The following is a 12,513-nucleotide window of genomic DNA, read 5'->3' as shown; positions in this document are numbered from 1 at the left end:
TTCATTTTGCAACGGTCTCTAAAACCCTCAAACCTATGACCCGCGTCGATTTCCACAGCAACGTGCCCGGCAAGCTGGCCTATGCCTGCCGGCTCGTGCGCAAGGCGTATGGCGCGGGCCAGAAGGTGATCGTGGTAGGGGATCAGGCGGCGCTGCAAGCGTTCGACACGCAACTGTGGACGTTCAGCGCGCTCGATTTTCTGCCGCACTGCGGCCTGCGGCACCCGCTGGCCGCGCAGACGCCGATCCTGCTCGCCGATGCCGCCGAGCCGCTGGACGACGCACCGCATCACGACATCCTGGTCAACCTGTCGCCCGAGCCGCCGCCGCTGTTTGCGCGCTTCGAGCGGCTCATCGAGATCGTCGGCGATGATGATGCCGATCGCGCCGCCGCGCGTGACCGCTTTCGCTTCTATCGCGATCGCGGCTATCCGATCCAACACCACGACGTGGGGCGCGCATGAGCGACGGACGCTATCCCGGCTCCCACCCGGACAACAACATCCCGGTCCTGACGGAGATCGTCGAGCTGGATGACGCCGCGCAGGCGCCGGAGCCCGTTGAGACCCCTGTGCCAGCCGAGGCCCATGTGCCGCCCGCGCTGCGCGAGCAAGGCCTGGCGCCGACCTCGCCCATGCCGCCGCCCGGTACCGATGCGGCGCGCGTGATGGGCCACGTGATGTGGCGCTTCCAGACCGAATGGCCGGCGATGATCGAGGCGCAATGCCGCTCGGCGCTGGAGTCCCGTCTTTCCATGCTGACCGAGCAGTTGGCGGCCGATCTCACGCGCACGCTGGAAGCCCGCCTGATCGAATGGCTGGGCGCCGCGCTGGAGGATGCGTTGGTTGATCAGCACAAGCCGCCACAACGCTGATCGCCCAAGAGAAAACCCGCCGGAAGGCGGTTTTTTTGTTTCGCCGGCTGCGCTTGGAATCAGTCCGTTACGGCACCTTTGCTGGCCGGCGCCGCCAGCTTGGCAAACTTCGCCAGCACGCCACGGGTATAGCGCGGTGCCGGCTGCTTCCATGCGGCGCGGCGGCGGGCGAGTTCATCGTCCGGCACGTTCAGTTGCAGCAGGCGCTCGTGCGCGTCGATGGTGATTGAATCACCTTCCTGCACCAGACCGATCGTCCCGCCCACATACGCTTCCGGCGCGACGTGCCCGACCACCATGCCCCACGTGCCGCCCGAGAAACGGCCATCGGTAATGAAGCCCACCGATTCGCCCAAGCCCTTGCCGATGATGGCCGACGTCGGCGCCAGCATCTCCGGCATGCCCGGGCCGCCCTTGGGCCCCAGATAGCGCAGCACGAGAATGTCGCCGGCCTGGATCTGGTCGCTCAGGATGGCGCTCATCGCGCTCTGCTCGTCGTCGAATACACGGGCGGGGCCGGTGATGACCGGGTTCTTCAGTCCGGTGATCTTCGCCACGGCACCTTCTGGGGCCAGGTTGCCCTTCAGGATGGCGAGGTGGCCTTCCTTGTAGAGCGCCTTGTCGAGCGGCAGGATCACGTTTTGATCGGCACGCGGCTGGTCGGGCACGCTGGCCAGTTCTTCGGCGAGCGTCCTGCCGGTGATGGTGATGCAGTCCCCATGCAGTAAGCCGGCATTGAGCAGCAGCTTCATCACCTGCGGGATGCCGCCGGCCGCGTGCAGGTCGGTGGCCACGTACTGGCCCGACGGCTTGAGGTTGCAGATCACGGGCACGCGCTGGCGCACGCGCTCGAAATCGTCGATGGTCCATTCCACCTCGGCCGCGTGGGCGATGGCCAGGTAATGCAGCACCGCATTGGTCGAGCCGCCGGTGGCCATGATGACGGCCACGGCGTTTTCGATGGACTTGCGCGTGATGATGTCGCGCGGCTTGAGGTCGCGCCGCACGGCCTCAACCAGCACGCGGGCAGATTTGGCCGCACTGTCGACCTTCTCCTGGTCGGGGTTGGCCATCGTCGACGAATACAGCAGCGACATGCCCAGCGCTTCGAACGACGAGCTCATCGTGTTGGCGGTGTACATACCGCCGCACGAACCCGAGGTGGGGCAAGCGTTGCGTTCCACGCCTTCGAAGTCCTCCTCGCTCATGCGGCCGGCGGTGAATTCGCCCACGGCCTCGAACGACGACACGATGGTCAGGTCCTTGCCCTTCCAGTGGCCCGGCTTGATGGTGCCGCCGTACACGTAGATGCCCGGCACGTTGGTGCGCGCCAGGGCGATCATGCCGCCGGGCATGTTCTTGTCGCAGCCGCCGATGACGATCACGCCGTCCATCCACTGGCCGTTGACGCAGGTTTCGATGCAATCGGCAATGACCTCGCGCGAGATCAGCGAGAACTTCATGCCCTCGGTGCCCATCGACATGCCGTCGGAGATCGTCGGCGTGCCGAAGATCTGCGGATTCGCCTTGGCATCCTTCACCGCAGCCACAGCGGCATCGGCCAGCTTCTGCAGGCCCGAGTTGCACGGCGTGATGGTCGAATGGCCGTTGGCCACGCCGATCATCGGATTGTTGAAGTCGTCTTTCGTGTAGCCCAGCGCGTAGTACATCGAGCGGTTGGGCGAGCGCGCCACACCTTGCGTGATGTGCTGGGAACGCTTGTTGTCCGGCATGAGGGTCTCCGTGGGGCGGGGGGCGTCATTGCCGCTGTGGACGCGGCTATCCACGCAGCATGCGCTTGGGCACAAGGGGCGTCAAATGCGCGAAACGCGGCCTCCCATGCGGTTTCAATTGCAGGAAACAGCCGTAGGTGTGCGGATTGAGGCGCTTTTGACGAACAAAATCGGCGCTGCCGTGCCCGTCTGCAGCAACGCCACATGACATCATTACCGGCTATCATGCCGCGCAGCAGACTAGGCCGTCCGGTGAAACCGAGATTGCCACGCCTCGCAATGCAACCTGCGCCGGGCTCGTGAGGTCTATTTCGAGCGCGTTGTGCCGATTCCGTCGCCGGGCTGCACGAACACAGTTAACCCTGAACCCCAGGATTCATGCTCATCCATCCGCAATTCGACCCCGTCGCCCTGCATCTGGGGCCGCTCGCCATCCGCTGGTACGGCCTGATGTATCTGGCGGCGTTCATCATGTTCCTGTGGTTCGGCCGGCTGCGCACGCGCCAGCCGCACATCGCCGCCGAGGGCTGGAGCGGCCGTGACCTCGACGACATGCTGTTCTACGGCGTGCTGGGCGTGATCCTGGGCGGGCGCCTCGGCTACGTGCTGTTCTACAAGCCCGACTGGTACTTCGCCCACCCGCTCGACATCTTCAAGGTGTGGGAGGGTGGCATGGCCTTCCACGGCGGTTTCCTCGGCGTAGTCGTGGCGATGATGCTGTACGCCCGCATGCGCGGTCGCTCGTGGATGCAGGTGACGGATTTCATCGCGCCCATGGTGCCGTGCGGGCTCGCCGCGGGGCGCCTGGGCAACTTCATCAACGGGGAACTGTGGGGGCGTGTGTCGTCTCCCGATCTGCCGTGGGCGATGATGTTCCCGCAGGCACAGGCCGAAGACCGCGAGTGGCTGCTCTCGCACGCGCAACAGGCCGTGACCAGCGGCGTGCAAGCCGTGTTTGACCAGTACCACATGCTGCCGCGCCACCCGTCGCAGCTCTACCAGTTCGCGGGTGAGGGTGTGCTGTTCTTCATCCTGCTGTGGCTGTACGCGCGCAAGCCGCGACCGATGGGCGCGGTTTCTGGCGCGTTCCTGCTCGGCTACGGTGTGTTCCGCTTCCTCGCCGAATTTGCGCGTGAGCCGGACAACTTCCTCGGCCTGCTGGCTGCGAACCTGTCGATGGGGCAATGGCTGTCGCTGCCGATGATCCTGATCGGCATCGCCATGCTGGTCTGGTCTTATCGGCGCGCAGGCAACGGTGCGAAAACCCAGGCACACGCCTGAACTTGCATCCGTGCAAAGAAAAAGCCACCGCATGCGGTGGCTTTTTTCATGGGCGATGACCTGGTTATTTCAGCATCTGCACGGCACCGGAAACGGTCACCGTCACCTGCGCCTTGCCGCCTTCGATCGGCACCGGCGCTGAGTCGTACGACGCCGGCGCTGCCGCCATGCGCATCATCGGGCGCGGGCCGGGGTTGTTGCTGCCCTCGCTCACATGCACGTCGCGGATGGTGTAGCTCGTATAGCCGAACAGCTTGGTGGTCGCCGATGCCTTGTCGCGGAACGCATTCACGGCCTGGTCGATCAGCTTTGCCTCAGCCGCCGTGCGTGCCTCGCGCGAGAGCGTGAAGTTCACGTTCTGCACCTGCATCTGGTTGGCGAGCTGACCGGCCAGCTTGGACGCCGCCGCAAAATCCTTCGACGTGAGGCGCACCTCGGCGCGGCCACGCCAGACGCTGATCTTGCCGTTGCGGTCTGTGTTCGGATAGATGTTGAAGCCGCCTGTTTCCGCCTGCACCCCTGCGGTGCGCTTGGCCTGGTTGATCACGTCATCGGCCTTGCGCGACAGCGCCGTGGAGATCGCGCCAGGGTCCGCGCCTTCCTGCTCCGCGCTCAGCGTCAGGGTGACGGTGTCGGTGGGCACGTCGGCCACAGCCTGTGCATCCAGCGAGAGCACGCCAGAATGATTCGTCTCGGGCGCGGCTTGTGCGAAGGCAGTGGTCATCATTGCAGTCCCCAAAATGGTTGCGGCCAGGACAGATTTCATTGTGTTCTCCCAAAAAAGCAATGTGATGCGTCTGACTGGCGACTGCGCGCATCGTTCATCACGTTTGTAACAATTCCCATCCGTTGCAGGCTATTCACTCAGGATCGCGCATCAATTTGGTCGTGATGTAGCGCCACTGCGCCGGCGTGACCGGTGTAATCGACAGTCGATTGCCCCGCTGCAGCACGGTCATGTCGGCCAGCGGCTCTTGCGCGCGCAACGTGGGCAGGTCGATCAGCGCGCATTTGCGCACGTACTTCACGTCGACGAGCATCCAGCGCGGCGCATCCGGCTTCGATGCCGGGTCGTGATAGTGGCTTTTGGCGTCGAACTGGGTGGGATCGGGGTAGCTGGTTGAGCAGACCTCGGCCAGGCCCGCGATACCAGGTTGCGGGCAGGACGAGTGGTAGAACAGCACGCCGTCGCCGATGCGCATGCGGTCTCGCATGAAATTGCGCGCCTGGTAATTGCGCACGCCGGTCCAGGGCAGGGTGCCTTCGGTCTGCAGCGTGTCGATGCTGGCCTCGTCGGGCTCGGACTTCATCAACCAATATTGGGCGGCCATGGTGTGCACGTGCGGAAGTGACGGTGTGCGCAGCATAGCAACACGGCCATGGCCTTGCCATTGGCAGTGCACCACGCGCCGGCAAGGGAAATACGCAAAGAAAAAGGCGGTAGCGCACACGTGCACTACCGCCTTTTGTTGGGTCCCCACCTCGGCCGCTAGACCCGCATCCTGAACCCAAGTGAGGTTCAGAGTGGCTGCGGAAGCCGCATTTCGGGTACATCACCGGCGCAGGGAGCGTACGACTTGCGTCGCACGCTGTGCACTGGAAGACGCGCTCGCCCACACGGCATATCCCGCACCAAGCAATGCTTATCGGTTCAAGGAATTAATGGCCATGGCGAACCAGGCAGGGAAACTGTCAGACGCATCACCACGCTGTTTTTCACTGCATGGCGATGCGTCTGAGAGATTCATCGCAGGCAACCGAACTGACGCACCTCTAGTTGCTAAAGCCTTATGCTGCAAGGGTTTGCGGGAGATGCCGGAAGCCATTGGGTGACACTATACACCCGTTCGCATCCGAACCCAAGCCCGGATGCGATCCGGTTACAAACACGTTTTGTCTGGAGTCAAATAACTTCGCCGTACTGGCGAAGTGCCTCGTCGGTGCGGGCGTTCAGGTCGGCCAGTTTGGCGCGAATCGTGTCGATCGGCAGGGCGGAATCGGAGGCGGCCTGGCGCTGCATCGAGAGCAGATCCGACGCGATGCTGATCGCGGCCATCACGGCAACACGCTCGATGCCCTTGGTGTTCGAGCCGTTCTTGATGCGCGTCATCTGGCCGTCGACCATGGCGGCGGCTTCACGCAGCGCGGCTTCGTTGTCGGGCGAGACGGCAAACTTGTAGGCCTGCCCGGCGATGTTCACTTCAATCTGCTTACTGCTCATGCTTAAGTCTCCGAGTGCGGGGCGGGGGCGGCCGTCGTGTCGTCGGTGCCTGCGGCCTGGCCGAGGAGGTCAAGCTGGCGGGCGTCGGTGGCCGTGGGCAGCTTGTCGAGAATCGATTGGATGCGCAGCTGCGCTTCTTCGATCTTGGCGTTGAGCACGCTGCGGTCGGCGATCATCGCGTCGCGTTCGGTCTTGGCGGTCTCGGCGTCTGCCTGAAGGCGCTCGACTTCGGCGCGCAGGCGCTGGTTCTCGGCGGCAAGTGCGTCGGCGTGACGCAGCACGCGCGTGATCTTGCCGGCAAGTTGTTCGAGTTCGTTCAGCATTGGGTGTCAATCAGAATCGAGTGGGGGGATTTTAGCCGATCATGCGCGCAACGCCTTTCCTCCATACGGATGCGCAAGGTGAGGCGCCATGCGGGGCGGTAAGGGCACAACGGTGCCGGCCCGTGCATTTTGGCCTGGTAGCACGGGCAGATGGGGTTTGGTGTGCTTTTCCGTTAAACTTCGCGGCGTCCTGGTGCCCGCAGCACCATCTGCAGTTAAACGGGAAGCAGGGAGCGCCCGCCCCAAGCGATGCGCCAACCTGCGCTGCCCCCGCAACGGTAAGCGAACGTCGCGTGTGCCCGCCATCTCTCGCAAGAAGAGGAGGGCGCCGCGCGGTGTGTCCAACCAGCCACTGTTCCTTCGGGAATGGGAAGGCGGACACGCCGCTTCGCCAGCCCGGATACCGGCCAGGACGGTGGATCTCCGAGAACCGGTCCACGATCCTGCTGCGCGGTCCGATCTTGGCCCTGTGATACTCGCCGTACCCATGTGCGGCTGCGTTTCTCGGGCCAACTTCGGACTGCTCGCTACGGATCGTGAGCCGGCTCTGAGCCGATGTGAGGGAACCGCATCGAGATCCTGCTGCCAGCGACCCGCGGGGGAACGGGTCCGGCTGACGCTTCTTGTCTTTTCAAAACATGAGCTTGACTACAAAGCGGCCACTCCGGATGCCCCGGACGGCCATGCGCGCGCTTGCCAGCGCCGGATTGGGAGTTTTTGCGGGGGTTATGGCGGGTGCAGTCGCGCCGGCCTGGGCACAAAGCAATACGCAGACGGCCAGCACGCCGGTGAGTGAACTGAATCCGACGGTGGTGACTGCCTCGCGCAGCGAGCAGCCTCTGTCGGATACCTTGCCGCACACCACGGTGATCAGCCGCGCCGACATCGAGCGCTCGCAGGCGCCGGATGCGGTGACGCTGCTGCGCCGCGAGGCCGGCATCGAGATCACGCAGAACGGCGGCCCCGGCACGAGCGCCAGCCTTTTCATGCGTGGTGCCAGTTCCAGCCAGACGCTGGTTCTGATTGATGGCGTGCGGGTGAGTTCCGCCACGCTGGGCTCCACGCAGATCGATCAACTGATGGCCGATCAGATCGACCATATCGAGATCGTGCGCGGCAACGTCTCGGCGCTGTACGGTTCCGACGCGGTGGGTGGCGTGGTGCAGATCTTCACGCGCAGCGGCAAGGGGCATGCCCCCTTGGCTAACGCAGAAATTGAGTACGGCGCACGCAACACCAAGCGCGGGCAGGCGGGTATCAGTGGCTCGCTGGGCGAGCGAGGCGATACGTCGTTCGCGGTGTCGGTGTCGGAGCTGAAGACCACTGGGTTCTCGTCGATCAATCCGCAGCAGGCCAAGAATGCCAACCCGAACGACAACCCCTACACGAACAAGAGCGTGTCGGCGCAGTTGTCGCATCGCTTTTCCGCGGATTGGCAGGCAGGGCTGACGTACTTCCAGACCTGGGGCGATGTCAGTTACGACAGCGGTTTCGGCAGCCCAACCGACATCAACATCGCGCATAACCAGGTGCGGTCGATGTCGGCGTATGTGGACGGCAAGGTGACGCAGGACTGGAAGACGCGCGTGACGCTCTCGCAAGGGGACGACAAGAACCTGAACTTCCTGAACGGCGCGCAGAACGGTCGTTTCAACACGCGCAACCAGCAGGCGAGCTGGCAGAACGATTGGGTGTTCATGCCCGATCAATTGCTGAAGGTCGGCCTGGAGCATTCGCAAACCACCATCGACAGCGATGCCTACGACGCGCCCACGCGCAACGTCGATTCGGGCTACATCGGCTACGAAGGCAAATTCGGCCCGCATCAATTGCAGTTGAACCTGCGCCGCGATCGCTATTCGGACTTTGGTGGGGCCAACAGCTACTACGCCGGTTACGGCTTCGCATTCAACCCGCAGTGGAAGGCGGTGGCGAGCGTGAGCAACGCGTTCCGCGCGCCGAGCTTCAACGAGCTCTACTACCCCTTTTTCGGCAACCCGAACCTGCAACCTGAAAAGGCGCGCTCGGTGGAGGGCGGCGTGGAATACAGCGGCGCGATCGGCCTGGTGCGCATGACGGTGTTCGAGACCGACTACAGCAACCTGATCACGGCGGTGTGCGATGCATCGTTCAACTGCTCGGCAGCGAACGTCAACCGCGCGCGCGTGAACGGCGTCGAGACCTCGTATCGCGGTTCGATCTATGGCGTGGATCTGCGTGCCAGCTTTACCATGCAGAACCCGCAGGACCTGTCTGCCAACCAGCTGCTGTCGCGCCGCGCGCGGCACTTCGGCAGCGTGTCGGCATACAAGACCTTTGGGCCGTTCTCGGCGGGCGTGGAGTGGAATGCCGCGGGTGATCGCCAGGACTCCATCAGGACGCTCGGCGGCTACGGCCTGCTGAACCTGGTTGGCCGCTACCAGATCACGCCTGACTGGGCGCTGTCGGCCCGCGTCGAGAACGTGACGAACAAGAACTACCAAACTGTGTATAGCTACAACACGGCATCGCGTGGGGTGTTCTTCACGCTGTCGTGGCAGCAGCACGAACCGAAGCGATGACAACGCCTGCACTGCCCGCACGTAGATACGCCTGGCGACTGTGGTTGCTGCTGGCGCTCGCGTGCGTGGTGGTGCTGGTGGCGTCGTTGATGTTCGGTAGTGTGAAGCTGTCGCCCGCCGAAGTCTGGCGGGCCCTCTTTTTCGGCAATAGCGGTGGCGATGGTCTGGCTGCAGGCATCGTCACCGAGTTGCGCCTGCCGCGTGCGGGCGCTGCGTTTGCCGCGGGCGGCCTGCTGGCCTTTGCCGGCGCGCTGATGCAGATGCTGTTGCGCAATCCGCTGGCCGATCCGTATGTGCTGGGGGTGTCCGGCGGCGGCGCGGTGGCGGCGCTCACGGCGATGCTGTTCTCGCTGCCGTGGTGGGCCGTGCAGACGAGTGCCGGCGCCGGTGCGCTGCTGTCGATGGCGCTGGTGGCTGCACTGGCGCGCCAGCACCTTTGGCGTGGTGAACCGGGCGAGGCCAATGCGCGCCTGCTGCTCGGCGGCGTGGTGATGGCTTCCGGCTGGGTCGGCCTGATCACGCTCATCCTGACCGTCGCGCCAGAGAACAAGCTGCGCGGCATGATCTTCTGGATGGTCGGCGACCTGGGCGGTGCCGATCGTTACGCAGGTGCGCTGGTTGCACTCGTGGTGGCGGTAGCCGTGGTACTCCCGCATGCCCGGGACCTCAACGTGCTGCTGACCGGTGAAACCCGTGCCCGTGCGCTCGGCGTGCCGGTGGCGCGCGTGCGGGCGCTGATCTACGTGGTGGCCTCGCTGTGCACGGCGGTGGCGGTGACGATCGCGGGCTCCGTTGCGTTTGTCGGCCTGCTGGTGCCGCACATGGTGCGCCTGGCGTGGACGCGCGACGTGCGCATCCACCTGCCCGCCACGGCGATGGCGGGCGGATGCCTGCTGATGCTGGCCGATCTGATCGCCCGCACGCTGATCGCCCCGACGCAGTTGCCGGTGGGTGTGATCACGACCATGCTCGGCGTGCCGACCTTTCTCTATCTGCTGATGCGGAGCGCGCGATGAGCTGGTTCCGCCGTGCGCTCGCGCCGGACGCATTTGCACACCTGGATGCAGCGCCCGAACTCGCGCTGCACGATCTGCGTGTGGCGGTGGATGGGCGCGTGTTGATCGAGCGCCTGTCGATGACGGCCGCAGCCGGCCAGCTCTGGTGCGTGGTCGGCCCGAATGGCGCGGGCAAATCGACGTGGCTCTCGGTGCTGGCAGGGCTGCGCGCGCCGGAGGGTGGCCGCGTCACGCTCGACGGTGTGCCGCTGGCCGACTGGCCGGCTGTGGCGATGGCGCGCCGCCGCGCATTCCTGCCGCAGACCTTGCACGACACCTTCCCGATCACCGTCTACGACGCGGTGATGACCGGCCGCCACCCGCACCTCGCCCGCTGGGAGTGGGAGGGCGATGCCGATGCTCGCGCTGTGGATGCCGCCGTGTCTGCGCTGCAATTGCAGCCACTCGTGCAGCGTGATGTGCGCACGCTTTCCGGCGGTGAACGCCAGCGCGTGGCCATGGCCGCTGTGGTGGCGCAGGAAGCGCGTGTGCTGCTGCTCGACGAGCCCGTCGCGCATCTCGACCTGCATCAGCAGATGGCCGTGCTGCGCCTGCTGCGCGAGGGCTGCCGCACACACGGCTGGCTGGTCGTGCTGACCGTGCATGATCTGAATCTCGCACGCCGCTTTGCCACGCATGCGCTGTTGATGGACGGCGCGGGTCACACCATCTCCGGCCCGGCTGCCGATGTGCTCACGCCTGAGCACTGCGCGCGCGTGCTGCGCACCCCGATTGCCGAGGTGGCCGACGGCCGCCGCACGGCTTTGATTCCTGATGACCCCGATGACGATTTCTGAAGACAACAACGATGGCCTGAACGAGCGCCACCGCGCGCGCATGCAGCGCAAGAAGGCCGTGGTGGATGCCAAGATCGCCGCCGCCACCGACGTGCGCGGCGTGCTGCTGGTCAACACCGGCAATGGCAAGGGCAAGTCCAGCTCGGGCTTTGGCATGGTGATCCGCGCGATGGGCCACGACATGCAGGTCGGCGTGGTGCAGTTCATCAAGGGCGCCGCATTGCCCAACGGCGCGACGGGCGAGGAGCGTTTCCTGCGCCGTTTTCCCGAGCAGTGCCGCTTCCACGTGATGGGCGAGGGCTACACGTGGGAGACGCAGGACCGCACGCGCGACATCGAAAAGGCACAGGCCGCATGGGCCTGCGCGCGCGAGCTGCTGAGCGATCCGTCCATCGGCCTGGTGCTGCTGGACGAACTGAACATCGCGCTCAAATACCATTACCTTGACGTGCAGACGGTGCTGGCCGACCTGCGTGCCCGCCCAGCCGCGCAGCACGTCGTCATTACCGGGCGCGGCGCACCGCCCGAGCTGATCGACGCCGCCGATACCGTGACCGACATGACGCTCGTCAAGCACGCATTTTCCCAAGGCATCCAGGCGCAGCCGGGAGTTGAACTGTAATGAACCCATCGATGCATATTCCGCCGTTTGATGAAGCGCTGCGTGCGCGTTTGCAGGCCGCTGTGGACAGCAAGACCAAGCCGCTCGGCGCGCTGGGCCGGCTTGAATCGCTGGCCGTGCAGATCGGCCTGATCCAGAACACCGAGACCCCCGCGCTGACACGTCCGGCGATGGTGGTGTTTGCCGCAGACCATGGCATCGCCCATGCGGGCGTGAGCGCCTATCCGCAGGCGGTGACCGCGCAGATGGTGCTCAACTTCATCGCCGGCGGCGCAGCCGTCAACGTGTTCTGCCGCCAGCATGGGTTCGCGCTGGAAGTGGTGAACGCGGGCGTGGCCGCACCGCTGTGGGCGGCGGACACACCCGGCCTGATCGACGCGCCTGTCGGCCCCGGCACGCGCAACTTTGCGGAGCAGCCCGCCATGACCGCCGAAGAGCGCGACCGCGCCATGGCACTCGGCGCGCAGCGCGTGGCACACCACGCGGCACTCGGTACCAACGTGATCGCGCTGGGCGAAATGGGCATCGCCAACACGGCGTCCGCCGCCTGCCTGATGGCGCGGCTGTGCGACGTGCCGGTGGCGCAATGCGTGGGGCGCGGCACGGGGCTGGACGATGCGGGCGTGGCGCACAAGCGCACCGTGCTGGAAGCGGTCATGGCAAAGCACGCCGACGTACGCGACCCGCTGGACGTGCTGGCCTGCTTCGGCGGCTTCGAGGTGGCGGCCATGACCGGCGCGGTGATCGAGGCGGCGCAGCGCCGCATGATCGTCCTCGTCGACGGGTTCATCGCCACGGCGGCTGTGCTGGCGGCGGCGCGCGTGGTGCCCGATGTGCTCCGCTATTGCGTGTTCGCGCATGTATCGGACGAACGCGGGCACCGTGCGCTGCTGGAGGTGCTCGATGCGCGGCCGCTGCTGTCGCTGTCGCTGCGCCTGGGCGAGGGCAGCGGGGCAGTGCTCGCGTATCCGCTGCTCGTGTCGGCGGTGGCATTCCTCCGCGAGATGGCGACCTTCGCCAGCGCAGGCGTGAGCGAGCGCGCGTAG

The 12,513-nt window shown here is 65.3% G+C and carries 13 protein-coding genes, 1 other RNA gene and 1 riboswitch; of the genes, 8 read left to right on the top strand and 6 right to left on the bottom strand.

Annotation, left to right across the window (positions count from 1 at the left end; genetic code table 11):
- Positions 1–35 precede the first annotated feature (35 nt).
- On the top strand, positions 36–464 hold the full coding sequence (locus tag NG900_RS16665; RefSeq protein ID WP_252682479.1) for a DNA polymerase III subunit chi: 429 nt from the start codon (positions 36–38) through the stop codon (positions 462–464).
- Entirely contained in the window at positions 461–874 is a 414-nt protein-coding gene (locus NG900_RS16660; RefSeq protein ID WP_252682478.1) for a DUF2486 domain-containing protein, read from the top strand. The genes NG900_RS16665 and NG900_RS16660 overlap by 4 nt, the downstream gene beginning before the upstream one ends.
- A 59-nt stretch (positions 875–933) precedes the next feature.
- Here NG900_RS16660 and ilvD read toward each other — a convergent pair whose 3' ends face one another.
- Entirely contained in the window at positions 934–2,607 is a 1,674-nt protein-coding gene (gene ilvD / locus NG900_RS16655; protein WP_252682477.1) for a dihydroxy-acid dehydratase, read from the bottom strand.
- Positions 2,608–2,985: 378 nt separating this feature from the next.
- Here ilvD and lgt point away from each other — a divergent pair, with 378 nt between their 5' ends.
- Positions 2,986–3,888, top strand: coding sequence for a prolipoprotein diacylglyceryl transferase (lgt, locus tag NG900_RS16650; protein ID WP_252682476.1), 903 nt, complete (start codon positions 2,986–2,988; stop codon positions 3,886–3,888).
- Positions 3,889–3,952: 64 nt separating this feature from the next.
- Here lgt and NG900_RS16645 read toward each other — a convergent pair whose 3' ends face one another.
- From NG900_RS16645 to NG900_RS16625, 5 genes are all read right to left on the bottom strand, one after another.
- Complete coding sequence (locus tag NG900_RS16645) at positions 3,953–4,654, bottom strand: SIMPL domain-containing protein (protein WP_252682475.1); 702 nt, start codon at positions 4,652–4,654, stop codon at positions 3,953–3,955.
- A 94-nt stretch (positions 4,655–4,748) separates the two neighbouring features.
- Positions 4,749–5,219, bottom strand: coding sequence for an EVE domain-containing protein (locus NG900_RS16640; RefSeq protein WP_252682474.1), 471 nt, complete (start codon positions 5,217–5,219; stop codon positions 4,749–4,751).
- Positions 5,220–5,358: 139 nt separating this feature from the next.
- Positions 5,359–5,578: non-coding RNA, 6S RNA (gene ssrS / locus NG900_RS16635), on the bottom strand.
- 213 nt (positions 5,579–5,791) lie between these two features.
- Positions 5,792–6,109 (bottom strand): cell division protein ZapA, encoded by a 318-nt coding sequence (locus NG900_RS16630; protein ID WP_252682473.1) that lies wholly within the window; start codon positions 6,107–6,109, stop codon positions 5,792–5,794.
- 2 nt (positions 6,110–6,111) lie between these two features.
- On the bottom strand, positions 6,112–6,432 hold the full coding sequence (locus tag NG900_RS16625) for a hypothetical protein (RefSeq protein ID WP_252682471.1): 321 nt from the start codon (positions 6,430–6,432) through the stop codon (positions 6,112–6,114).
- A gap of 174 nt (positions 6,433–6,606) precedes the next feature.
- Positions 6,607–6,858, top strand: a riboswitch (cobalamin riboswitch).
- A 257-nt stretch (positions 6,859–7,115) separates the two neighbouring features.
- On the opposite strand from NG900_RS16625, the gene NG900_RS16620 reads away from it, so the two are divergent.
- From NG900_RS16620 to cobT, 5 genes are read left to right on the top strand one after another with little or no spacing between them, the layout of a single operon-like run.
- Positions 7,116–8,993 carry a TonB-dependent receptor domain-containing protein gene (locus tag NG900_RS16620; RefSeq protein ID WP_252682469.1) on the top strand — a complete coding sequence of 626 codons (1,878 nt, stop codon included), beginning with the start codon at positions 7,116–7,118 and terminating at the stop codon, positions 8,991–8,993.
- Complete coding sequence (locus tag NG900_RS16615; RefSeq protein ID WP_252682466.1) at positions 8,990–10,009, top strand: FecCD family ABC transporter permease; 1,020 nt, start codon at positions 8,990–8,992, stop codon at positions 10,007–10,009. The genes NG900_RS16620 and NG900_RS16615 overlap by 4 nt, the downstream gene beginning before the upstream one ends.
- A complete protein-coding gene (locus tag NG900_RS16610; protein WP_252682464.1) occupies positions 10,006–10,845 on the top strand; it encodes an ABC transporter ATP-binding protein in 840 nt (279 codons plus the stop codon). Before NG900_RS16615 ends, NG900_RS16610 begins: the two co-directional genes overlap by 4 nt.
- Positions 10,823–11,467 (top strand): cob(I)yrinic acid a,c-diamide adenosyltransferase, encoded by a 645-nt coding sequence (gene cobO / locus NG900_RS16605; protein ID WP_420804162.1) that lies wholly within the window; start codon positions 10,823–10,825, stop codon positions 11,465–11,467. Before NG900_RS16610 ends, cobO begins: the two co-directional genes overlap by 23 nt.
- Entirely contained in the window at positions 11,467–12,513 is a 1,047-nt protein-coding gene (gene cobT / locus NG900_RS16600) for a nicotinate-nucleotide--dimethylbenzimidazole phosphoribosyltransferase (protein WP_252682460.1), read from the top strand. The genes cobO and cobT overlap by 1 nt, the downstream gene beginning before the upstream one ends.

The organism is Ralstonia soli (assembly GCF_023955655.1).
GTDB lineage: Bacteria > Pseudomonadota > Gammaproteobacteria > Burkholderiales > Burkholderiaceae > Ralstonia > Ralstonia soli.
Note: the sequence above shows the minus strand (reverse complement) of the source record. Positions and strands in the feature narration are given on the sequence as shown.

Bases quoted from the DNA above. Each gene is read 5' to 3' on its own strand.
- cobT (WP_252682460.1), top strand. From the start codon at position 11,467: ATGAACCCATCGATGCATATTCCGCCGTTTGATGAAGCGCTGCGTGCG.
- NG900_RS16610 (WP_252682464.1), top strand. From the start codon at position 10,006: ATGAGCTGGTTCCGCCGTGCGCTCGCGCCGGACGCATTTGCACACCTG.
- NG900_RS16660 (WP_252682478.1), top strand. From the start codon at position 461: ATGAGCGACGGACGCTATCCCGGCTCCCACCCGGACAACAACATCCCG.
- NG900_RS16645 (WP_252682475.1), bottom strand. From the start codon at position 4,654: ATGAAATCTGTCCTGGCCGCAACCATTTTGGGGACTGCAATGATGACC.
- NG900_RS16615 (WP_252682466.1), top strand. From the start codon at position 8,990: ATGACAACGCCTGCACTGCCCGCACGTAGATACGCCTGGCGACTGTGG.
- ilvD (WP_252682477.1), bottom strand. From the start codon at position 2,607: ATGCCGGACAACAAGCGTTCCCAGCACATCACGCAAGGTGTGGCGCGC.
- NG900_RS16620 (WP_252682469.1), top strand. From the start codon at position 7,116: ATGCGCGCGCTTGCCAGCGCCGGATTGGGAGTTTTTGCGGGGGTTATG.
- lgt (WP_252682476.1), top strand. From the start codon at position 2,986: ATGCTCATCCATCCGCAATTCGACCCCGTCGCCCTGCATCTGGGGCCG.
- NG900_RS16625 (WP_252682471.1), bottom strand. From the start codon at position 6,432: ATGCTGAACGAACTCGAACAACTTGCCGGCAAGATCACGCGCGTGCTG.
- NG900_RS16630 (WP_252682473.1), bottom strand. From the start codon at position 6,109: ATGAGCAGTAAGCAGATTGAAGTGAACATCGCCGGGCAGGCCTACAAG.
- cobO (WP_420804162.1), top strand. From the start codon at position 10,823: ATGACCCCGATGACGATTTCTGAAGACAACAACGATGGCCTGAACGAG.
- NG900_RS16665 (WP_252682479.1), top strand. From the start codon at position 36: ATGACCCGCGTCGATTTCCACAGCAACGTGCCCGGCAAGCTGGCCTAT.
- NG900_RS16640 (WP_252682474.1), bottom strand. From the start codon at position 5,219: ATGGCCGCCCAATATTGGTTGATGAAGTCCGAGCCCGACGAGGCCAGC.